Below are 21,567 nucleotides of genomic sequence, written 5' to 3' on the forward strand. Positions count from 1 at the left end.
AATGAACATATTTATCGACATTGGTATCAATTTGACCAATAAACAATTTAATAACGAACATGAGGAAATCGTCAATCGTGCCCTCGATAATGGGGTAGAACAAATGATTCTAACAGGAACGAGCGTTCGCGGAAGTAAAGAAGCTGCGGAAATTGCAGAAGATTATCCCGAGATTTTATTTTCCACGGCAGGAATTCACCCTCATGATGCAAAATCTTTCAACAACGAAAGTATTAATGAACTAAGGAAACTTTTAAAACAAGATCACGTCGTTTCTGTCGGAGAATGTGGATTGGATTTTGACAGGGATTTTTCACCAAGACCAGTGCAGGAAAGGTGTTATCGCGCTCAACTGGAATTATCGATTGAAGTTAATAAACCACTTTTTCTTCACGAAAGATCGGCTTTTAAAAGATTTAATGAAATTACAGACGAATATTTATCAAAACTTCCAAAAGCTGTTGTTCATTGCTTTACAGGAACTTTAAATGAAGCAAAAACTTATCTCGACAAAGGATTTTACTTTGGATTTACAGGAGCGATCAGTGATGATAAAAGATTTAAGCATTTAGAAGATGTCATCAAATATGTTCCGCTTGATAGGATGATGATAGAAACTGATGCGCCTTTTATGCTTCCTAAAAATATGCCCAGAATGCAGAATAGAAGGAACGAACCGTCATTTTTACCCTACGTTGCACAAACTATTGCCAATTTGAAGAAGATAGGTATTTCAGAAGTTGCCGATGAAACGACAGAAGTCACCAGAAAATTTTTCAGGATATAAAAAAGAGCTCTACAGATTGATGTAAAGCTCTTTTTTATTAAATGTTTTAGACAAATAATAATTAATAATCTTTTCGTCTAAACTTTATAAACTCTTCCAAGCCGATTCCAAAGCCAATTCTATCATTGGTTTTAAAGCTGTTTCTCTTTGATCAGCCGAAATGTTTTCGTGAGTCGGAATGATATCCGAAACCGTAAGAATTGTCGCTGCATTTTTTCCTAAATGTTTTGCATTGGCAAACAATCCGAATGCTTCCATTTCCACTGCAGGACAATTGTATTTTGTTGCAATTGCCGGAATATCACGATTTTTTCTGTAAAAAATATCACTGCTATGAATGTTCGTAGCTTTTGCCGTTAAAGATATTTCTTTTGCTGTTTCATTAATTGTATTAAAGATATTTCCCTGATGAGAAATCACATCTTCTTCAATTTCCCATGCGAATTTTGCGTAAGTACTTTCACTCGCAGCATTTTCCACATTTAAAATATCAAAAACTTTCAAATCTGTTGTATAAGCACCGCAAGTTCCGATTCTGATGATCGTGTCAACTTCATATTCTGTAAACAATTCAAAAGAATATATTCCGATACTTGGGAAACCCATTCCACTTGCTCCAACAGTAATTTCCTTCCCTTTGTAAAGACCTGTATAGTATAAAATGCCTCTTGTCTGGCTTACTAATTTAGCATTTTCAAGAAAATTTTCAGCAATATATTTGGCACGCAACGGATCTCCGGGTTGTAAAACAACTTTAGCAATTTCTCCTTTTTTTGCACTGATGTGGATACTCATAATTTTTTATTTGAATGGGCAAAGATAATAAATATGTTATGAGCCTTCTACATTTTAATTAATTTGAATTTAAAAATTCTATTGAGATTTAATTCATTGATTTTTAGATTTATATGAGAATTTTTTAATATGTGTTGTTGAATGAAATTTTAATTATTCATAGAATTTTTTTTTAATATTGATTTAATACGTCAAGTTTTGTCGCTTCCCTGATGGATATTTGCATTATAGAAAGACACAGAAAATGAAACTCGATATTAAAACTCATGGTGGACATACGTTAGCCTGAAAACCACCTAAAAAAATAAGGCTAAAACTTGAAGTAATTCTACTAAAAAGAACCTTCAAATCTTAACCTTTATAAAACCAGACAAATTTACACAAATGTTTACAAACAACAATGCGTCTCAGACGCTTTTCAGATTCGCATCCACGCGAAATGCCGAATTATCCGATCCTAAAAACAAAGAAAGAAGATTTATATTCAGAGATTATGATTCTCAGAAAGGAGTTATTGATGCAAGAGTAGAAGCAGGTGAATCTCTTCAAAAAGTTTGTGAAAATCCAACGGGCTTAACAATAGAAACCGAACAGTCTTTAAAATTACAAAATCCTGTATTTTATGAATTGGCGGTTTGGGTAGCAAGAAATAAAGTTACGGCAGATAAGGTAGAATTTGATCAGAAAATTAAAGAATATAGAGATTATTTAGCGATGATCATGCCTGTATCAACAATTTCATATTCAAATATTTGGGATAATTTAATCTATCAGGTTGTTACTCAGAAAGATTTTTATGCGAAGGAAACTTTGATGCAGTTCTTACATCTGAATCATATTCTTACTGTCTACAGTAATGGAAATGAAGAAATCTATAATGATGTTATTAAAGCTAAAGTGGTGCTTCCGAGAGAGCTTTTCAAATCGGACACTAATACTTCTGCTTCTTCAGGTCTTGCATTAAGAGCAAGTGGTACAGTAGAGCCTAATGTTCTTTACAATGACAAAAGCATGAAGTTCGCCGAGGCCAAAGTACAGCTAAAAGACAATGAAAATCTGGATTCAGTATTGAAAAATATTGAGCAAAATTACAGAAAAGAATATCAACTGGCTTATAAAGAAGCTTCAGATGCATATGAAAAGAATGTAGCTCCAGTTAAAAAAGAATACAAAGCTCAATTAGAAGAAGCAGATAGCCGTAAAAAAGTAATAGAAGCACGTATTGATTATCTTTCTAAGATAAGCATTGCAAATCCTGAACTCTTTTTTAAAGATGAACGTTCACAGGAAGAACTTAAAAGCTTACAAGAGGAATTGGGAAATACTGTTTCAATGCCGGAAATTCCAGAACTAAATTTTGAATTTCGTTCTGAAGTAAAAACAGAGAATCTGCTTGGGCAACTTACAGATATTCAGAAAAATACATTGAATAAAATTTTACAGGGCTCTTCGTCTTCATTAGATAGTATTTCTACATTTACGGAGCTTAATCAGTTAATTTATCAAAACAATCAGATCTTACAACAGACGGTTTTAGACAATACTGTTATTAGTCAACAAGTTTCTACAACTGTCGGTGGTGTGGTTATTCCGGTAATCAATTCTTTAAATACAAACGGATGGATTCCTTACAGTGTAAAAACATACAACAGAGGAAATTCTGATTGGTTTATTATGCTTACTATCGAAAATTACACACATAATATCGTTTCCGGATCCTATAAAGTAACTATTAACGGAACTGAAATTTCATCTGCAAATATTGTTTCAACAATAAATGGAGTGACATCACTTTATTATAATGGATCTGCTATTCCTGCTTCTCAAACACTAAATACAGGAGGATTTGTTTTGCAGGGAGAAGTTATTTTAGATGACGGAAAGACTTATTCATTAAGTGTTACTTTAATCAGAGATAATTCTGATATGAATACAGTGCTTAAACAGGGAGCTTTCAAAGGAAGTGCTGCATTAACACTGATACAAAGACCAGCAGAGCCTGAAAATCCGGGAACACCAGAGAATCCTGGAAATCCTGAAAATCCCGGAACCTCTACAGGAAATCAGGGATCTACAGATATTTTTATTCCGTCAGGTTTTGGAATGAAAAATATCGGGATTACCGATTATAAGAAAGTAGAACAAAGTACTTATTGTTATATGGAAGGAGATGTCGCTCACATCGAAAACATCATGGCAAGAGAATATAAGGAAAGAGCTACCAGAAGATTAAAACGAAGCGAATCTCAAACTACTACTTCATCTGAAACGGAAAAAGAAAAACTTACAGATACAACTTCCACCGAAAGACATGAAATGCAGAGTGAAGTTGCAAAAATCCTCCAAGAATCTAGAGATTTTGCAGCACAAGCAGGATTTAGCGCAAGCTGGGGAAATGAGGCGTCAACAGGAAAGTATGGTTTAAGTGTAAGTGCTAATTATGCAACCCATAATTCTAAAGAAGAAAGTAATAGGCAAGCTGTAACTGATGCCAAAGATATTACAGCAAGAGCATTGGACAGAATTGTCACCAAAATAAAAGAAGAACGTATTGACAAAATTCTGGAAGAATATGAAGAAAACAACAAACACGGTTTTGATAATACCAAAGGAAGCAGCCATGTTGTAGGGGTTTACCGATGGGTAGATAAGGTGGTGAAAAATCAGATCTATAATTACGGTAAACGTATGATGTTCGAATTCATGGTTCCTGAACCTGCAAAGCTTCATAGTTTAGGAATGAAAATTTCGAATAATACAGAAAATCAGTTAATAAAGCCGGTCGATCCAAGAGAATCGGTTGTGCATAAACTAGAAAATTTCTCATCTCTTGAAGATGAAATCAAATTAAAATACTGGCTAAGCAAATATAATGTAGAAATAGATAAAAAGCCGGAAGAATTTATTTTTATTGGAAAAAGCTTTAATTATAAATCACCCGAACCAAAAGGTAATGCATGGGAATTGGCTTCAGAATCCGCAGATGTAGAAGTTCCTGGAGGATATAAAACAATTTCTGCACGTATGGTTACCGGAGATTCAGGAGACCGTTATGATTCTAATAATCCTATTTGGTCGGATGCTAAAGTGTTAGTTGGAAATATTCAGGTGGAAAGTGGTGCATGGAATGCCTATAAGGACATTGATTCTTTTAGAGATAAAATTCCTGTTTCATATTCACAATTGGGACTTTTAACATCTAGTGTAAATATAAGTATTAAATGTCAGCTTACTCAGGAAGCTAAGAATGAATGGTTACAAAAAACATTCAACAAAATCATCGAAGCTTATGAAATGGAAATGGATAAGTACAACCAGGCATTAGCAGATGCAAAAGCTTTAGAAGTACAGATCAAAGGTTCTAATCCTGGTTTCTACAGAAAAATAGAAAACACTATTTTGAGAAGAAACTGTATTTCTTACATGTTGGATCAACATCCAAATGTAGATCTTACGTTTGGTAAAAAGAAATATTATACAAACGATGGTGGAGCGGAAGAGACTTTCCTTAATACTGATATTAAAGTTGATGAAAAACTGGATCAATATGTAGCATTCGTTAAATTTATGGAGCAGGCTTTTGAATGGGAAATCATGAGTTATTATTTCTATCCGTATTATTGGGGAGAAAGAAAATCTTGGGGAGATTTGTATCAGTTTGATGATAATGATCCTGTTTTCAGAGCCTTTATGCAATCCGGAATGGCAAGAGTAATCGTTACCGTAAGACCTGGATTCGAAGAAACTGTAAGACACTTCTTCTCAACGGGACAAATCTGGAATGGAGGAGAGGTTCCGGTAATTGATGATCCTTTATTCTTATCTATTGTGGACGAAATGCGTTCTCCGAAAGCAACAAAAGAAGGTGAACCTTGGAGAGAGAAAATTCCGACTGCTCTTACAATCCTTCAGGCAGATTCTATCGGTCTGAAAGTAGAAAAAGCATTGCCTTGTAATTGTGAACCAGGAGTGAAATTCGATGATAATCTGGGGGAAATGTGTGGAAGCAATTTTGAATTGAATCAAAATCAGGTTGGACAAACTGGAGATAAATTGATGGAAATAACCTTCAATAATATGGATCAGTTATCAACATATAAAACTATTGGAGATGCAGATGATTATGATTTCTTTCCAAAAGTATATGAATGCTTAGGTAATAAAATTATTGTTAATAGGGATGCTACTTGGTTGAAGACTGACTCTATTAACAAAATGTATAAGGCTTTAGCTGATGAGATTTCTCAAATAGAAGGCTTGGAATCATATCCTACAGGTGAGAACGGAATTACTTTCAAAATTAATGTAACTAAGATTAAAAATTTTAGTTTTAAGAAAGGACCTTTCGGAGAACCTTTTGATGTTTTAAGATTTACTGTTAATACTGAGGAAGAATATTTAAAAATTTATTCTCCCGAATTTGATTCTTATGGGGAAAGAATTTTAGATAAAGATGGACAAAAACTATCTAAGTCAGATTTTACAGATAAAGCTCTTTTAAGTAAGTTCTTAATATAGTTCTAATCATTTAATATTATGAGTCAGGTGAAAACCGAGTCTATTTGGCAGCACGATAAAGTGTTGCCTTATATTCTCATGTCCTTAAAGGAAAAGATTAATGAGATTACTGCCGTAGAAAAGATTATTCTTTTCGGAAGCAGAGGAAGGCTTCCATTGGAACGATGGAATGAGCTGAAAGGAAAAGACTGGGATATATTAGTACAAGCTAAATGTAAACTAAAAAATGCAAATGTCTTAGTTGAGAAAGATTATCATTTGGATTTATTAGTATTAGATAAAAATAGGATCGATGAGCTTTATGAACATATTAAAACAAAAGAGCTTTTTCCTATGAATGAACTGGAATGTTTAATGAATAAAAATACGGAAGATGAGTAATTTTAAAAATATTGTAGAATTTTTCAGACTTAATAGAAGATATGAAGAATCTGAAAAAAGATATTCTGGAAGTAATAAAATAGCATTAACGGTATTAGAAACAAAAGAAGATTACGAACTTGGCTCTCAAGAAACGAATGGACTAAAGCTTTTAAGAGATATTTTTAATCTTTTTGCTACGACCGAAGTTTTTATTTTAAACAGTGTTGTGGGAAAAGAATTTTATGTAAAAACAAGTGCAGGAACCTATTTTAACATCAACACGGAACAAATTAATACAAGTATAACACCTTCAGATGTTTATGTGGTTCCTTTAGAAGATTTTCCTTATGAAAAATATTTCTATGATTCGGTAAAGAACTGCGTTGTTATTGATGTTACTTTTATAAGAAATATACAGGTCTTCCAGGAAAGTATTCCCTATGATCCAAATTCCGATCTACTTGCAGATTTTGATCAGGTAGAAACATTGAATTATAGTTATAAAACACATAGGACTTGGGTATATGATTTTGTCAGCTTTTTTATTTCAAATAATGATCCTGAAGGAGATCCTTTCGTAAAACATGTTTCAGATAGTGACGTTATTGTTACACAAACACGAATAGCTGAACTTATCAGTATAATTCCCATTATTAAAGAATCTACCGGAAGATATTATGCAGATTATCATGTATATAAAAAAGATGACGGAAAAATTGTTCCTTTTTATCTAAACAGGAATTATTTTTCTAATGAAAATATTCCGGTGGTATCATTGATGTTCAATAGTTTGGGGACTTTTATGGCTTATCTTAATGATACTATTTTTAGCCAGACAGAAAACTTTACTAAAGAAAAAAGACCGGCTTTTCTTGATCAATATAAGGAAATTGTAATCCTTCCTTTAATAAGAAATTTAGAAAGCAAATCTACATTTTCGTATTATGATGCTTTACAGGCTTTATATTATCTTCCGGAAAGCCTGTTTTATATGCTCCCGGAAGGGTTTTTATGGAAGTTTTTTGATAAAGCGATTGCGAATGATAGTTTTACGAATAAACCGTATTCTAAAGAAGAAGATATTTTCCTTAAAATTTTAAAGGTTCTTGTTTCAACAGATCAAAATGCCGTAAAATTTATTGAAAGGCTGAATAAAAAAGTAAGCGATAAGAATCCTCAAATGCTTTTAGAATTCTTCAATAGTAGAATAAATGGAAATAACTTTATAGAGTTTGCAGATATCGTAAACAAGGCATGGCGAAAAACACGTTTTGTAGATTACAGTTTAGAAACCAATCCTGAATTTGCTTCTACCAACGGACCTAAGCTTTTGCCTTATCATTCAGAGAAACTTGCCGGGTTCTTTTTTAGTAATGTATCTGCAAGTTTTGAGAATAGTCCCAATGATAAAAAAGAACGATTTTTACGATTTAAATTTGAAACAGGAAAAACTAAAAAAGTCACGAAGATACATCCAAAAGCTGGAGCTTATCAGGATGATGAAGAAATCATTGATTATTACTATTATAATCCCTTCTATCCTGTAAAAATAAAAAATGCTGATGAAGATAATCAGGATCAGGAAACGGCTATAAAATTGGATGCCATTGTTCCTGCTTTTATGTTATTTGCGAATTCTAATCAACAGTTTTGGCATAATGTGATAAAATCCGGAGAATATGCTCTTGATGTTGCCGTAATTGTAGGAAGTTCCGGTACGCTTTCCGGAATAGCCGCCGGAGAAATTATTGGGACTTTAGCTGTTGCGCGTGGAGTAGGAGCAGTCGCAGGAATTACAAGTTCTGTAGCCAATCTTGTATTAAAATTAGCCAACGCAGAAGATTCTGTTCTCGGACAGGCATTTTGTGAATATTTATTTTGGATAGAAATGTTATCTTTGAGTGGAGAACTTACGATTGCTATCAGAAATGGATTGAAGCGATCTGCTTTAAGACTTGTAGAAAAAGAAGAAGACCTTGCTAAGCTGGAGAAACAATTGGATGATGTAGTAATTGAAGAAAATGGTACAAGAAGAAAGCTTAGGAAAGAGGAGAAAGAGAATATTTTTAGAGAATTAGAAGAAAGTTTTAATAAAAGTAATGATTTATCTAAGACAGATGAATTTGCAGAAGAAGTAATTGCTTTAGAAAATGCGGAAAAAGGAAAAAAAGAGCCGCTTTTTGAAAGAAAAAGATTTAGGGAGTTTATAAATAAAGCAAATTCTAAAAATCTTGTTGCGTCACAAATCTCTCTAACAAAAATAATTATTAATCTTAAAGGATTTACAGCTAAATCAAATGAGATAGCAAATCTTTTGGAGAAAGGAAAAATCAATATTAAATTTATTGAAAGTTCAGAATTTACCGAAATGTTAATTCAAAGTGGTAACTCTTTCCAAGAAGCAGAAAAAACTACTGCAATGATTGCAGATATGGAAACTATTATGGTAAGAGCAAATGCTCCTGTTGAGCGTTTTATGGGGGAAGTGGTTCATGAAGGATCGCATATTTTAGATATTAGAAAAATGAAAGAACTTCTTGAAAAAGGGTATTCTGAAACCGAAATTATTAAAACTATGGGAGACAATAAAATGCATGAACTAAGAGCTTATTTTCATGAACGTGCTTTTCAAATATCTTCAGGTTCTGTTCCAGACTATAGTACTATCCAAAGTATAAAAAAACACATAAAAGATGAATACAAAGGAAGAGAAGTTCCGTATAAAGATATTTTTGAATACCTTAATGATTTAATAAAAAATAAATAATATGAAACCTAAAATAGAAATAGTAGCAAATATGCTTCTTCGCCAAGAGAAAGAAATATTGAAAAATGCAATTAATAATATGGACGGATGGGATGTAGATTCTAGTCGTTTAGGTTTGGTGAAATGGCTATACGAAGTATATAATGACAAAAGAGCTATCAATACCGAATATTTTAAAGACCATTTTGTATTGAATAATTACAAAAAAACTATCTATCCTGATTTTTTTAAATTCTGTCCTGAAGTTTCAGATGTTTTTAAGCTTATAGGGGATAAAATAGTTTTCAACCCTTTATTGTCTCGGGAAGAAATAAATGAACTTATGAAATACGTAGGAACTAGATACAAACCTAATATATTATTCAAAGGTCCACAACGAGATTAATATATATGAGCAAATCCAGAATTTGAAAAGCATATTACAAAGAGATGCATGATAATTGAATTCCTAAAGAAATTAGAGCAAAATAAAAAAATAGGCTCAGAAATTATAGAAGGTGTTTCGGAAATAGAAATAGCCAAAGTGGAAGCTAAGTTTGGTATTAAGTTTCCTAAGGCTTACAAAGAGTATTTGTCTTTGGCAGGGAAGTATGCTGGAAATCTTCCAATGTTAGATACAGATGATTTAAAAACTATTTCATCAGATTGGCATCAAAAAATACAAAAAGAAGAAATAGTCCAAACGAATCTAAAGAAAGAACTTACAAAACCTTATTGGCTTTTTGCAGAAAGTAATGCATGTGAAGTTTTTTATTTTTTTTATTTGAATGAAAATACAGAAAATCCAAATGTATATTTAGTAGATTATACCTCTAAAGAGAATATAAGACAAATAGAATCTTTAGAAATGAGTTTCAGTAATTTTATAGAATATAAAATAGATGCAGCTAAAAGAATAGAAAAAGATGGATGGTAGATTTGCTAATTAATCTGACGTATTGGCAAGTATATTGCTATATGACTCAAAATAGTAACCGCAACTTAAGTCGTTGCGGTTTTTTATATGTGAATTTAAATGTTATTTTTTAATTGAAAATTTATTCAAGTAGAAATGATTTATAATTGAAAGCTAGTTTGAGCCACTACTTCTTCTAAAACCCGTCGGCGTCAAACCTTTAATCCTCTTAAAAACCCTATTATAATAAGGAATATCACTAAAACCCGAAGCAATACAAATTTCAGCAACAGATAATTTTGTCTTTAATAACATTTGACAAGAAGATTCAATCCTGAATTCGGTTAAATAAGTAAAAAAAGATTTTCCTATCATTTTTTTGAAAAAGACGCAGAAAGAAGATTTTTGCATTCCTACAGATTTTGAAATTTCTTCCAAAGTAATATTTCGTTGAAAATTACTTAATATAAAAAGATAGATTTCCTGCAATTTTTTCTCCTTTTTGTTTTCAATAACGGGTCTGCCGACAATCTGCATATGTTTACAGTAAGAAATCAACTCCAATAATTTAATAAAAGACGAAATCCTTTCAATACTATTTTGATGAATCATGGAAGTCATTAAAATCTGGATTTTTTCCAATAGTTCATCTTTAAAAGAAACTGCATTTTCATTGCTTTGAAGCTCAGCAATGTTATCGAAAAGTTCAGGAAAAAGATTTTTACAGCTTTCCAGAAAATCGGTTTCAAAAACAATCGTAATATTCTCGATTTTACCTTCATTATCATGAACAACCTCATCAAAAGACCAGCAATGCGGAATGTTGGGCGGAATCAGGATAACTTCCCCTTTCGAAAATTTTTCCACAACATCTCCAATTATTCTTGCACCACTTCCGGTGATAATATAAGACAATTCCCACGTTTCCTGTTGATGAAGCGGAACCTGTTGATTCCACTTGATATGAACGTGATCGAAATGGAAAGTATTGGTTCTTGCGTTTGGATAATATTTTAAATTTTGCTTCATTTAAAGAATTAAAATAGAGATAATGTAAATATAAGACAATAATAAAAAAATATAAAACAATCCTTTTAAGACAATACCCTATATTTTTGCATTAATTTTTAAGTTAAATATGAATCAAGCTTTAAATATTTCTCAATCAAAACCGCATTATGAAATCTTAGACGGATTGCGTGGTGTTGCGGCTATCATGGTTGTATTTTTCCATGTTTTTGAAACATTTTCAAATGGAGATCACACAAAACAGATCATTAATCACGGTTATTTGGCGGTGGACTTTTTCTTTATGCTTTCGGGATATGTAATCAGTTATGCTTACGATAATCGCTGGAATCAAATGACCTTGAAAGATTTTTTCATCCGTCGTTTAGTAAGATTGCAGCCGATGATTATCATTGGCTCTCTGGTTGGAGCAGTTTTATTTTATTTTCAGCAATCAGAAGGACTTGGTTGGAGTGGGATTTCAACTACTCCGGTTTGGAAATTAATATTAGTGATGTTCATCGGAATGACGGTGATTCTTGTCGGAAAAAGTCTCGATATAAGAGGTTGGAACGAAATGCATCCATTGAACGGACCGGTTTGGTCACTGTTTTTCGAATATATTGCGAACACCGTTTATGCTTTGATTTTAAGAAGAGTTTCTAAAATCGTATTAGGAATTTTGGTGTTAATTTCTGCTGGATTTACTATTCATTATGCCTTTACGAATCCAAATGGAGACATAATTGGAGGCTGGTCTATCGATGATGCAACACAATTGAAAATTGGTTTTACAAGATTAGCTTTTCCTTTTTTAATGGGTGTTTCCTGGCAAGATCAGTTAAATTAAAATTCACCAAAAATGCTTTTTTCACCACAAGTATTTTATTAATCATTTTATTTGCATTTCCGCGTTTAGGAGGAACCACGGAACATTGGCAGAATGCTTTTTATGAATGTTTTACATTAATGATCATGTTTCCGGTTGTTATTTTACTGGGAGCAGGTGGAAAAGTTGTTGGTGAAAAAGCCAATCGATTGTGTAAATTTTTAGGTGATATTTCGTATCCGATTTATATTACTCATTTTCCGTTGGTGTATGTTTATATGGCATGGATTGTGAATGGAAAACATACTTTGGAAGAATCTCAGTCTTGGATTTTAGGATTTGTAATAGTTTTTATTTCAATACTTTTAGCATATTGCTTTATGAAATTCTACGATATTCCGGTGAGAAAATGGTTAAGCAAAAAATTAATTTCAAAAAAATAAAATATTAAATGAAAATAGAACACGTAGCGTTTTGGGTAAAAGATTTGGAAATAATGAAGAGTTTTTATGAAAAATATTTCGGAGCTGTTTCCAATGAGAAATACCATAATCCTGTAAAAAATTTCAATTCTTATTTTTTAAGTTTTGAGAACGGAAGCAGATTGGAAATCATGACAAGACCGGATATTCAGGAAGGAAACAATTCGTTTGAAGCTCAGAAATTCGGAATTATTCATCTTGCTTTTGAAACAGGAAGCAAAGAAAAAGTTGATGAACTGACTGAAATATTAAGAAATGACGGCTACAAAGTTGTTGGAGAGCCTAGAACTTCCGGCGACGGCTATTACGAAAGTGTAATTCTCGACCCTGAAAACAACATCATCGAGATTATAAAATAGGTTTAATTCTCAAAGTGGATTTATTGTTTACTTTGGTTCGGCTCAAATCGAAGATCTGAGCCGAATTTTTATATCTGAAAAGAAAGAGTCCCGAAGGGACGATTTAAATCAAGGTCGGATGTAATCCGATCAACACAAAAATGAAAAATAATCAACTCTAATTACGATTTAAACAATAATTAATCTCATTTATAAGTTTTCTAATCAATTGTAAGCAATCAACTTAATATCTTGCAAGCAAAATTGAAAATTCACAAATAATATTTTTATTTTTGTTTAATGATGGAAAATAAATCCCCTTTTTTAGACACTCTATTTTTGCTTCGAAAGGAAGAATGCATTACCATTTTCACAGACCTTCAGGAAATTTCAAAAAAAGAAGAACAGGAAGCTGCAGATTATTTTGAATCAGAATTCGAAAAGGAACGGTTAGAATTTTTAATTGATCAGATCAGCTGTGACCGCGAAACGGCTGTTTGGGCGGCAAAAGTGATGTATCACAGTGCACAATTACATTTGATAAGAGAAAATACGGCGAAAGATTTAAATAAATTAATTCCGCAATTTAAAGGAAAACGAGATACTTCATCCATATTATCTGCCGATTTATCTTTAAGATTTTTACCACAGATTATTGCTGTTTTACAAAATGCAGATCCGGAAGATGCGTTGATCAAAATGCTTGAAAATATTCTAACACAATTTCATTATTCAGCCATCGGATATGATTTGGAATTAAAGAATATCCATTGGGAAGAAGAATTAAAAGACGAAACATACCGAAAATTATATCTGGAAAGAATTGTGGAAAAGAAAGCTTATTCATTGGCGGAAATTCCATATATCAATCAATTATTGATCGCTGAATTTGGGATATATAAAGATATTTTTTGGAGAGAATTAAAAACAATTAATGATGGAAATTAATTCGGCACTTATTGTAGGAATTCTTATTGCTTCCTACATGTTTCTATTTTGCGTTATTCCTTACTATATCAATAAATTTTTATTAAAGGAAAATATAAAAGGTATTTCCATGTTTATTCATTTCGGGAAGTCTCTATACAGTTATACTTTAAAAAACGGAATCAAAATTAATTTCGGATATATTCCAGGAAGCTCAATAGAATTTAAAGATGGAGATGATCTGGATGATAAAGAAAAGATAAAATATGCTCAGAAAAGATCAAACATCATCAATTTTATCTATCATGGCATACTTGTTTTCGTGCTTTTTTCGATAGCTTTAATTTTAGGGCATAATCCCGTTAAAATTTGTAAAGATATTTTGATAATTGCTTATGAATTAATTACGAAAAAAATAGATTATAATCAGCTGATTCCTATGGTTTCAAAAAATTATCAGATGTATGGAAAAGTATTTTTCTTGTGTTTTATAGTCTTATTGCTGATGATTCTTTCTTTCCTGTTGAATTTAATTTCATCACTTTGGGAGTATTTGGGATTCGTTTTTATGGCTGTTCTGATAGTGCTGTATTTCGTATATGATCTGACATATTTTATGTTTCCATTATCATTTTATATTGATATTTTACTTGCAATGACGATAAGCCAATTTATATACTTTTTCCTATTAAGATTCTTTATTAAATAGAGTTAAACCTTATTTACCTTGGAGAAAAGAATAAGAATAATTAAAAATCTTTGCTTACTTTGTTAAGTGAAATCGAAGATTCGACGAAGTCAAATATCCTTGCGAGCTTAAAAAACAGCTAGCTATTAAAAGAAACTTTACGGACTTTGCATTAAAACGTAGCAAAAAAAACAATAATTAATGACTCAGAATATAGAAAAATTAAACACGGTTCTTACCTACGTCAAAGACACTTTTGTCGGAAAAAATGATGTAGTAGATTTATTGGGAATCTGCCTTTTGGCAAGGGAAAACGCTTTTTTATACGGACCTCCCGGAACTGCAAAATCTGCCATCGTAAGAACATTGGCAAAAACTGTAAAAGACGGCAAAAACTTCGAATATTTGTTGACACGTTTTACCGAACCGAACGAAATTTTCGGGCCTTTTGATATCAGAAAATTGAAGGAAGGAGAATTGCTGACAAACACAGAAGGAATGATGCCCGAAGCGTCAATGGTTTTTCTGGATGAGATTTTCAATGCCAATTCAGCAATTTTGAATTCTCTTTTGATGGCTTTAAATGAAAAGATTTTCAAAAGAGGAAAAGAAACAAAGAATCTTCCCGCATTGATGTTCGTGGGAGCAAGTAATGTTCTTCCCGAAGATGAAGCTTTGAACGCCTTATTCGACCGTTTTTTGATCAGAATTAATGTTGATTATGTCCATCCAGATCTTCTCCAGCAAGTACTTTTAGCTGGAAGAAAATTGGAAAATAATACCGAAACAGAAACTCCTGAAATCCTTTCAAATGAAATCAGAGAACTTCAGAATTTGTGTAAAACAATTGACTTAAAGCCGATTTACGAAGTATATTTAAATACAATTATCAATCTTCGAAATACAGGAATCGCCATCTCTGACCGTCGAGCGGTGAAACTGCAGAACCTTATCGCTGCAAGTGCTTTAATTTGCGGCAGAAATGAAGCTATTCTTTCTGATTTATGGGTGCTAAAACATATTTGGGATACCGAAGAACAGATCGAAATTCTGGAAGGAATCATCAACAGAACGATTGAAAAAGATGACAACCCGAAATCTCATCCACAAGCTTCACAGAACAAAACTCCGAATCCGGAAGAAGTGATGAAAGACGTAAAAATCCTAATTGAAAAATGGAATAATGAGACATTGAGTTTTGAAGAACAAAATGTGATCAAAGACAAATTAAGATACCTTCAAACCCGTTGCGATTGGATCAGACATCCTGAACAAAAACAGTACATTCAACAAGAAATCGAAAGTCTATGGCAAAAGATTCTTCAAACGGTATAAAAGACTTTTGGGCAGAACTTCCGCGTGTTGATGAAGATTCTTTAGGTTCGATCCGTGACTGGAAAAATGTTCAGATCGCATTGGAAGAAGAAATAATCTGGCTAAAAGGTTTTACCACTGAACAGGCTGTTTCCTCGGAAATTCAGCAGTTGCCAAATTTTCTGTTGTATGAATTAAGAGAAGGTCTTTTATTTCGAAAAGATGCTTTGGTTCCGAGTAAAAAGGTAAGAACCGCTTTGCTTTGGACTCCGATTGATAAAGCATTGCGATTAACTTTTCCTTCATCCAATCAGAATTTTTTCGGAATTGATGAAAAAATTGAAGTTAAATTGAAACCAAGTGAAGAAGAGCAGCCTGCAACAGCTTTATTATGTTCAATGACTGAAGTTAAAGAAACAATTATTGCTTTGCCAAAATTCAAATTAGAAAAATTGGATTGGATTGTCATTAACGATAAAGCATTATTTATAGGAAATCCTTTATTGAGTTTTCCGGGAAAAACCTATTGGACGAAAGACGGACATCTTTTGCCAACTGGTTACGATTTTGAGTTTAAAAATTTGAGTTCTTTACTACAAAGAAAATATAATGCAAGTCAGGATCAATGGCTTTTGTGGAACGAAAACGGAAATGTTTTGCAACTTAATAAAGATGATTTCCGAAAATTGTCCGTAAGCTCATTCCGCCTGACTGAAAAAGCAAAAGAATGGATGTAAAAGATTATTTCCAATCATACGAAGATTATTTCTGGGAATGGACGACTGATGAAGACGTTCCAGATGACACAGGATATAATGAGAATAATATTATTTATTTTACAGGAATAGGGACGGTGGCTTATCGACCTTACGTGATTGAAGTTTTAAAAGAGTTAAGGTTGCAAGGTTGGCCACCATTTGGTTCTTTGCTTATGGTTTTATTTTCAATTCAAGATATGTATCTTGGATTGGATACACTTTTCTCAAATTTTAAAATTTATCCTCTTCAGGAGATTGGACTCTATTTGTTAGATGCAAAAAGGTTTCTTGAAAAGCTTCAGGCTTTAAATAATAATTATAAAAAAGGTCAAAATAGAGTTGTATTAATTCAAACTATTTTTTCGGAAGATAGAACGATACATTCAGAGGGATTCGCGACAAGAATGTATCAAGTTTATTTAAAGTTTCCAAGGATTATTGAAGAAAGTTCCCAAAAAGCAGAGCTTAATATTGATGTACTAAAAAGAGATTTAAAAGTATTGGCTCAAGCTAATAAGAGATTCCCAACAACAGAATCCATCATCGAAGCCATGAAAGGTTTCAAGGAAATTCCTGATTTAGAAGACGAAGTTGTACAGGAAGAAACCACCGTCGAAACCGACAAAGATTTTATTCAGGAACTCATTGAAGAACCAAAAACTTTCCAAATTGGAAGTTTAATTAAAAGAATCTGGAGCGGTCTGAAAATCCCGATGCGTCACCTTTCTCCCGGAGAACAGCCGATTGGAGGGATTTCTGATATGACCAATAAAGGCGATTTCAACAGAATGCTTTTGTCAGAATTTGCTAATGAAGATGAGGTTTTCATGAACCGTGTCGCGAATAACGAAGCATTATATATTCAACGGGAAATTCCGCCTGAAGAAAATATTTTTGAACGAATTATTCTTATCGATACTTCCCTGAAAAATTGGGGAACTCCGAAAGTTTTGGGTTTTGCATCTGCAATTGCGGTGATCAAACATCCGAAAGCACATTCGGAATGTAAAGTTTTTGCGTTGGGACAAACCAACATTCCGATTTCTTTGGATAAAGTAGAAGAAGTAGTAGAAAATCTGAATCAGGTTAGTCCGGTTTTGGAGGTTTCTCACGCGCTCGAAAAGTTTTTTAACGAAGAACATAAGGAAAAAGATCTGGAAGTTTTTTTTATTACGAATCAGGAAAATTTAGCCCATCAAAATCTTCAGAAAGTCATTCATGAAAACAGAGACCGATTGAAATTTTTGGTAACAACTTCTTCCGATGGCGAACTGAATTTTTACAAACATCATAAAGGAACGAGAAAACACATTCAGAAAATTGTTCTTCCGTTAAAGGAATTATGGGCAAATCCACCTCAACAACGTCGACAGAAAGGAGAAAATAATTTATCGAAAAACTGGAAAAGAACAGATGTTCCGATGAATTATCCGGTTTTATTTCCGACGCCGGTTAATAAAATTGAGACATTTTTATATGAAGGTGAATTTTTTATTTTAAGCAGTAAAAAACAGTTGCTTAGAACGTATCTGTCTGATAATTATTATAATAAAAATTATTACGAACATTATAAAATTCATCGTGGTTGTGAAGTTTTATTTGAAGATATTTCTGTAAAGCCAAAAGGTCAGTTTGCTTTGGCTAAAAATAAGCAGCAACAATTTATCCTGTGTCAATATCAACCCGATAAAAAATTGATTTCAAAGTTAAATTTGAATACAAAAGAATATTCTGAACTGAATTTGACGGGATATAATATTAAAGACTGGTTTGAACTCGCGTATTTCAACAAAAATTTCTACTTGTTTGAGCAAAGAATTGATGATGTTTATAAAATTAATTTAGAAGGAAATATTTCAATTGAATTGATTAAAAATGATCTTTATGAGGTTGAAAAAAATGATAGAAAAGTAAAAACCGAATTAGATAAATTACGGAACAGCGGAATTAAAATTTTAAATAATTTCAGTAACATCGGCATCAATTCGGAAAATAATTTAGTGATTTCAAATAATGAGTTGACGGAGGTATATGAATATGATAGTTCATTAACATTATATAAAAATAAACATCAGATAAAGATTTTTGCCAATCAGGATAAAAATAAATTTACGTTTTCGGACGGAAGTGAAATTATTACGGATTCCCGCGGAATGTTGACTTTCAAAAGCAGCAATAAAAATATTCCGGAATTTTATATTCCATCGACAGAATACGGATTTTTAGCTTTGGCAACTCAGACGGAATTTGGCGGCTCAGAATATTATCTGCCTCAAAATACCTTGCTGAAAGTAAGAAAAATGGAAGATATGTATGCTGAATATCTGGAAAGATTTATAGATCAAATTAAGGAATATGGAACTTAGAATAAAACCTTTTCCGAAAAATAATTATCCCAAAAAAGGACTTTTAATAAAAGGTTCTTCACCATTGACATGGCTTCACGAGATGGAAATTTTAGGAATAGATTTAAATCAGATTCAGTCATTTCCGATTCCTTCCACCGAACCGAATGTTTTATTTGGCTGTTTTTTTGTTTTTCAAAATTTGGCTCCAACTGAAATAGGACGAAATTCTTATTTCCAATGTATTGATAATAAATTTTTCATTCCTGAAAACACTACTTTTTACCCGAAAATAAATCCTGAAGACTGGCAAAATGTCGAATCAAAGTTTTTGATCATGCATCCCGAATTCGGATTGGTAAAATTAAATGAAGAAATCGACTGGATCTCACTCATTCAAAATCCGAAACAGTCGGAAGACGAAATCAGGAAACCATTGAACGGTGTAAAAATTCCTCAGAAAATTGAAAGTTATACCGTCGAAATGGACGATGAAAAAGTATTGGAAGCCCTTCAAAAGCCGCAAACCGAAGAAGAATGGATGAAAAATCTTCCTTTTGACATGAAAAAGGTGATGGCTGGAAATAAAAAAGAAATTGAAAAATATTTAAATTATATTGAAAAATATCCGGACAGAGCGGTAGAACTGGGAGTTCCGCTTGATATCATGGGAACTTCAAGAGGAGATGGTTTCGGGAAATTTAAATTTCAGAATTCATGGTTCGGAAAACTTTTTGGCGGTGATTCTGAAGATGCTTCAAATTCAACGTATTCTCAAAAATACCGTTGGATATTTTGGGTGTTTTTGATTGCTATCGGATTCGGCAGATTGTTTATGTATTTCAATAAAGAAAAATCTGAAAAAACAATACCTCTCGAAGCATCAGAAAGTGTTTCCAAAATAGATGAAAATCAAATGAAGCCTACTGTTGCTTATCAGTCAGGAGTTACAGATATAGATATGAAGATCGATTCTATGTATGGAAGAAAAAGACAAGAATTGGCTACTGAGAAATTAATGCTTCTTACAGGAAATACTGAAGAAGAAAGTTATAAAGAATATCTTAAAAATGGGGGAAGACCTATTGAAAAAATCTCAAAAGAAGCTGATTCAATAGAAAATAAAATTACGACTGCAACAGATTCTTTAAAAAAAGTTTACAGTAAAAAAATCGTAAAATATTTAACTCAAAGTGAAGAAAAAATAAAGAAAAAAATTACAGATTCTATTAAAAAGACTAGTTCAGGAAAACTTGCTGATAAAGGAATTGTAAAAACCATCCTGAGAAAGAAACAGATTTTGGTAGAAGATTCACTTGGACGTATTTACGGGACAAAAGAATATATTGAGCGTCCTGTTGATCCCAATAAAGCAAGAAAAGTAGAAACATTTGAAAATGAAAAGCCTTACTTAAAACATGATATTTCTTTCTCGGAGATTATCTGGTTGATTATTTTTATGACAGGTGTCGTCGGATTGTATTCTTTTATCGTAAAAAGAAGGTCTTTAAATATCGGAGGTAATAATGTGCCGGGCGGAATCAAAATTTTTCTTGTCGTTGTACTAGTTGCGATGTTGGTGTATATTTTCTATCCTTTGATCGAAATGTTCGGCTACAACTGGTTTGTATGGATTCTCATTATCGGTGTTGTATTGCTTCTTTACCGTCTTTTCAGCGAAGACAAAACTATTTTAAAAACGGACAAAGATGAATAGGCAAAAGTTTATAGATAAATTCATGGCTGCATTTTTTATTTTGGTGATCATAAAGGTCATCGGAATTTTAGCACAGCTTTTTCATCAGAGTTTTTGGAGTGTTATTGGGACTTTGGTGGTTTTTGCGATTGTTGCGTTCATCATTTTTATTGTCCTTCTTCGGTTGGAAGATAAAGAAAAAGAGAAAAGTTCAGGCGGTCGCAGAGGCGGAGCCGGAGGTGGAAATTTCTATCTTGAATCCTCATTGTTCGATAAAATCAGAAATAAATATGAAGATTTGGCTCAGAAATACATTGATGAAAAAGATTATAAACGGGCAGCAAAAGTATATATGAATCTTCTTCAAGATAATTATCGTGGGGCAAAAACGTTGGAAGACGGTGGTTTGTATAATGAAGCAGCAGTAATTTATCTCAAGAAATTAAAAAATAAATCTGAAGCTGCGAATTGTTATGAAAAAGCCAAGCAATATAAAAAGGCAATCGATTTATATAAAGAACTCGAACAAAAAGAAAAAGTAGGGGATTTGTACAGACAAATTAATGATGTTAAAAATTCAAATACTTACTATCAAATGGTTGTGGATGATTATGTAAACAACAATCAAATGGTAAAAGGTTCATTGATCTATCGTAAAAAAATGGAAATGCCCGATGAAGCTCAGAAAATCTTACTGAAAGGTTGGGAAGAAGATCGTGATGCTTTCAATTGTCTGAATAATTATTTTGCGAATATTTTTGATATTAAAAAGCTTGATGACCAAATTCAATGGCTTTATGAAAAAACACCTTCTGATAAAAAGATCACTTATCTTGAAGCCATAAAGCATGAATTTAAAAAAGATCCGAAACTTCAAACAACTACAAGAAATATCGCCTACGAAATCATCGCCGAAAAAGTAACAACCCGTTCAGAAATCGTCAATGAATTGAAACATTTTAATCCTGATGATGAGGTTATCTTGAAAGATATTTCGAGGTATAAAACTGGTAGAAATAGGATGTTTAGAAACTAGATTATGAGTCTTACCATATCA

Annotated in this window: 18 protein-coding genes; 16 read left to right on the forward strand and 2 right to left on the reverse strand. The window is 32.5% G+C overall.

Going from position 1 to position 21,567, the window contains the following annotated elements; translation table 11 throughout:
- The first annotated feature begins 1 nt into the window (after position 1).
- Entirely contained in the window at positions 2-787 is a 786-nt protein-coding gene (locus ABD940_RS14010; RefSeq protein ID WP_345205115.1) for a TatD family hydrolase, read from the forward strand.
- Between the two features lie 84 nt (positions 788-871).
- Here the strand turns inward: ABD940_RS14010 and deoD are convergent, their stop codons facing one another.
- Positions 872-1,582: a purine-nucleoside phosphorylase gene (gene deoD, locus ABD940_RS14015; RefSeq protein ID WP_345205118.1), complete on the reverse strand. Its 711-nt coding sequence runs from the start codon at positions 1,580-1,582 to the stop codon at positions 872-874.
- Positions 1,583-1,966: 384 nt separating this feature from the next.
- On the opposite strand from deoD, the gene ABD940_RS14020 reads away from it, so the two are divergent.
- Genes ABD940_RS14020 through ABD940_RS14040 form a run of 5 tightly spaced genes read left to right on the forward strand, consistent with a single transcriptional unit; the run spans position 1,967 to position 10,146 of the window.
- Positions 1,967-6,100, forward strand: a complete 4,134-nt coding sequence (locus ABD940_RS14020; RefSeq protein ID WP_345205120.1) for a hypothetical protein — start codon at positions 1,967-1,969, stop codon at positions 6,098-6,100.
- A gap of 18 nt (positions 6,101-6,118) precedes the next feature.
- Positions 6,119-6,481, forward strand: coding sequence for a hypothetical protein (locus tag ABD940_RS14025; protein ID WP_345205122.1), 363 nt, complete (start codon positions 6,119-6,121; stop codon positions 6,479-6,481).
- The gene (locus tag ABD940_RS14030) at positions 6,474-9,230 is read left to right on the forward strand and encodes a hypothetical protein (RefSeq protein ID WP_345205125.1); all 2,757 of its coding nucleotides are present in this window, start codon (positions 6,474-6,476) and stop codon (positions 9,228-9,230) included. Before ABD940_RS14025 ends, ABD940_RS14030 begins: the two co-directional genes overlap by 8 nt.
- Before the next feature lies 1 nt (position 9,231).
- Positions 9,232-9,615: a hypothetical protein gene (locus ABD940_RS14035; protein WP_345205127.1), complete on the forward strand. Its 384-nt coding sequence runs from the start codon at positions 9,232-9,234 to the stop codon at positions 9,613-9,615.
- 48 nt (positions 9,616-9,663) lie between these two features.
- On the forward strand, positions 9,664-10,146 hold the full coding sequence (locus ABD940_RS14040; protein ID WP_345205130.1) for an SMI1/KNR4 family protein: 483 nt from the start codon (positions 9,664-9,666) through the stop codon (positions 10,144-10,146).
- A 153-nt stretch (positions 10,147-10,299) separates the two neighbouring features.
- Here the strand turns inward: ABD940_RS14040 and ABD940_RS14045 are convergent, their stop codons facing one another.
- Positions 10,300-11,154, reverse strand: a complete 855-nt coding sequence (locus ABD940_RS14045; protein WP_345205132.1) for an AraC family transcriptional regulator — start codon at positions 11,152-11,154, stop codon at positions 10,300-10,302.
- A 109-nt stretch (positions 11,155-11,263) separates the two neighbouring features.
- On the opposite strand from ABD940_RS14045, the gene ABD940_RS14050 reads away from it, so the two are divergent.
- The 10 genes from ABD940_RS14050 to ABD940_RS14095 all read left to right on the forward strand — a co-directional run bounded on the left by ABD940_RS14050 (position 11,264) and on the right by ABD940_RS14095 (position 21,546).
- On the forward strand, positions 11,264-11,983 hold the full coding sequence (locus ABD940_RS14050; protein ID WP_345205134.1) for an acyltransferase family protein: 720 nt from the start codon (positions 11,264-11,266) through the stop codon (positions 11,981-11,983).
- Complete coding sequence (locus ABD940_RS14055; protein WP_345205654.1) at positions 11,962-12,405, forward strand: acyltransferase family protein; 444 nt, start codon at positions 11,962-11,964, stop codon at positions 12,403-12,405. Before ABD940_RS14050 ends, ABD940_RS14055 begins: the two co-directional genes overlap by 22 nt.
- Before the next feature lie 8 nt (positions 12,406-12,413).
- On the forward strand, positions 12,414-12,803 hold the full coding sequence (locus ABD940_RS14060) for a VOC family protein (protein ID WP_345205136.1): 390 nt from the start codon (positions 12,414-12,416) through the stop codon (positions 12,801-12,803).
- Positions 12,804-13,085: 282 nt separating this feature from the next.
- Positions 13,086-13,730, forward strand: coding sequence for a hypothetical protein (locus ABD940_RS14065; protein ID WP_345205138.1), 645 nt, complete (start codon positions 13,086-13,088; stop codon positions 13,728-13,730).
- On the forward strand, positions 13,717-14,418 hold the full coding sequence (locus tag ABD940_RS14070; RefSeq protein WP_345205141.1) for a hypothetical protein: 702 nt from the start codon (positions 13,717-13,719) through the stop codon (positions 14,416-14,418). The genes ABD940_RS14065 and ABD940_RS14070 overlap by 14 nt, the downstream gene beginning before the upstream one ends.
- A gap of 180 nt (positions 14,419-14,598) precedes the next feature.
- Positions 14,599-15,732 carry an AAA family ATPase gene (locus tag ABD940_RS14075; protein WP_345205143.1) on the forward strand — a complete coding sequence of 378 codons (1,134 nt, stop codon included), beginning with the start codon at positions 14,599-14,601 and terminating at the stop codon, positions 15,730-15,732.
- Positions 15,705-16,448 (forward strand): hypothetical protein, encoded by a 744-nt coding sequence (locus tag ABD940_RS14080; RefSeq protein WP_345205146.1) that lies wholly within the window; start codon positions 15,705-15,707, stop codon positions 16,446-16,448. Before ABD940_RS14075 ends, ABD940_RS14080 begins: the two co-directional genes overlap by 28 nt.
- Positions 16,439-18,835, forward strand: a complete 2,397-nt coding sequence (locus ABD940_RS14085; protein WP_345205148.1) for a hypothetical protein — start codon at positions 16,439-16,441, stop codon at positions 18,833-18,835. The genes ABD940_RS14080 and ABD940_RS14085 overlap by 10 nt, the downstream gene beginning before the upstream one ends.
- On the forward strand, positions 18,825-20,531 hold the full coding sequence (locus ABD940_RS14090) for an APC family permease (protein ID WP_345205151.1): 1,707 nt from the start codon (positions 18,825-18,827) through the stop codon (positions 20,529-20,531). Before ABD940_RS14085 ends, ABD940_RS14090 begins: the two co-directional genes overlap by 11 nt.
- The gene (locus ABD940_RS14095; RefSeq protein ID WP_345205153.1) at positions 20,524-21,546 is read left to right on the forward strand and encodes a tetratricopeptide repeat protein; all 1,023 of its coding nucleotides are present in this window, start codon (positions 20,524-20,526) and stop codon (positions 21,544-21,546) included. Before ABD940_RS14090 ends, ABD940_RS14095 begins: the two co-directional genes overlap by 8 nt.
- Positions 21,547-21,567 lie beyond the last annotated feature (21 nt).

Source organism: Chryseobacterium ginsengisoli (assembly GCF_039542325.1).
Classification (GTDB): domain Bacteria; phylum Bacteroidota; class Bacteroidia; order Flavobacteriales; family Weeksellaceae; genus Chryseobacterium; species Chryseobacterium ginsengisoli.

What these genes read in the sequence shown, in the direction of transcription:
- ABD940_RS14060 (WP_345205136.1), top strand. Translation starts at nt 12,414, where the DNA reads ATGAAAATAGAACACGTAGCGTTTTGGGTAAAAGATTTGGAAATAATG.
- ABD940_RS14050 (WP_345205134.1), top strand. Translation starts at nt 11,264, where the DNA reads ATGAATCAAGCTTTAAATATTTCTCAATCAAAACCGCATTATGAAATC.
- ABD940_RS14010 (WP_345205115.1), top strand. Translation starts at nt 2, where the DNA reads ATGAACATATTTATCGACATTGGTATCAATTTGACCAATAAACAATTT.
- ABD940_RS14035 (WP_345205127.1), top strand. Translation starts at nt 9,232, where the DNA reads ATGAAACCTAAAATAGAAATAGTAGCAAATATGCTTCTTCGCCAAGAG.
- deoD (WP_345205118.1), bottom strand. Translation starts at nt 1,582, where the DNA reads ATGAGTATCCACATCAGTGCAAAAAAAGGAGAAATTGCTAAAGTTGTT.
- ABD940_RS14020 (WP_345205120.1), top strand. Translation starts at nt 1,967, where the DNA reads ATGTTTACAAACAACAATGCGTCTCAGACGCTTTTCAGATTCGCATCC.
- ABD940_RS14090 (WP_345205151.1), top strand. Translation starts at nt 18,825, where the DNA reads ATGGAACTTAGAATAAAACCTTTTCCGAAAAATAATTATCCCAAAAAA.
- ABD940_RS14080 (WP_345205146.1), top strand. Translation starts at nt 15,705, where the DNA reads ATGGCAAAAGATTCTTCAAACGGTATAAAAGACTTTTGGGCAGAACTT.
- ABD940_RS14085 (WP_345205148.1), top strand. Translation starts at nt 16,439, where the DNA reads ATGGATGTAAAAGATTATTTCCAATCATACGAAGATTATTTCTGGGAA.
- ABD940_RS14045 (WP_345205132.1), bottom strand. Translation starts at nt 11,154, where the DNA reads ATGAAGCAAAATTTAAAATATTATCCAAACGCAAGAACCAATACTTTC.
- ABD940_RS14075 (WP_345205143.1), top strand. Translation starts at nt 14,599, where the DNA reads ATGACTCAGAATATAGAAAAATTAAACACGGTTCTTACCTACGTCAAA.
- ABD940_RS14070 (WP_345205141.1), top strand. Translation starts at nt 13,717, where the DNA reads ATGATGGAAATTAATTCGGCACTTATTGTAGGAATTCTTATTGCTTCC.
- ABD940_RS14095 (WP_345205153.1), top strand. Translation starts at nt 20,524, where the DNA reads ATGAATAGGCAAAAGTTTATAGATAAATTCATGGCTGCATTTTTTATT.
- ABD940_RS14030 (WP_345205125.1), top strand. Translation starts at nt 6,474, where the DNA reads ATGAGTAATTTTAAAAATATTGTAGAATTTTTCAGACTTAATAGAAGA.
- ABD940_RS14040 (WP_345205130.1), top strand. Translation starts at nt 9,664, where the DNA reads ATGATAATTGAATTCCTAAAGAAATTAGAGCAAAATAAAAAAATAGGC.
- ABD940_RS14065 (WP_345205138.1), top strand. Translation starts at nt 13,086, where the DNA reads ATGGAAAATAAATCCCCTTTTTTAGACACTCTATTTTTGCTTCGAAAG.
- ABD940_RS14025 (WP_345205122.1), top strand. Translation starts at nt 6,119, where the DNA reads ATGAGTCAGGTGAAAACCGAGTCTATTTGGCAGCACGATAAAGTGTTG.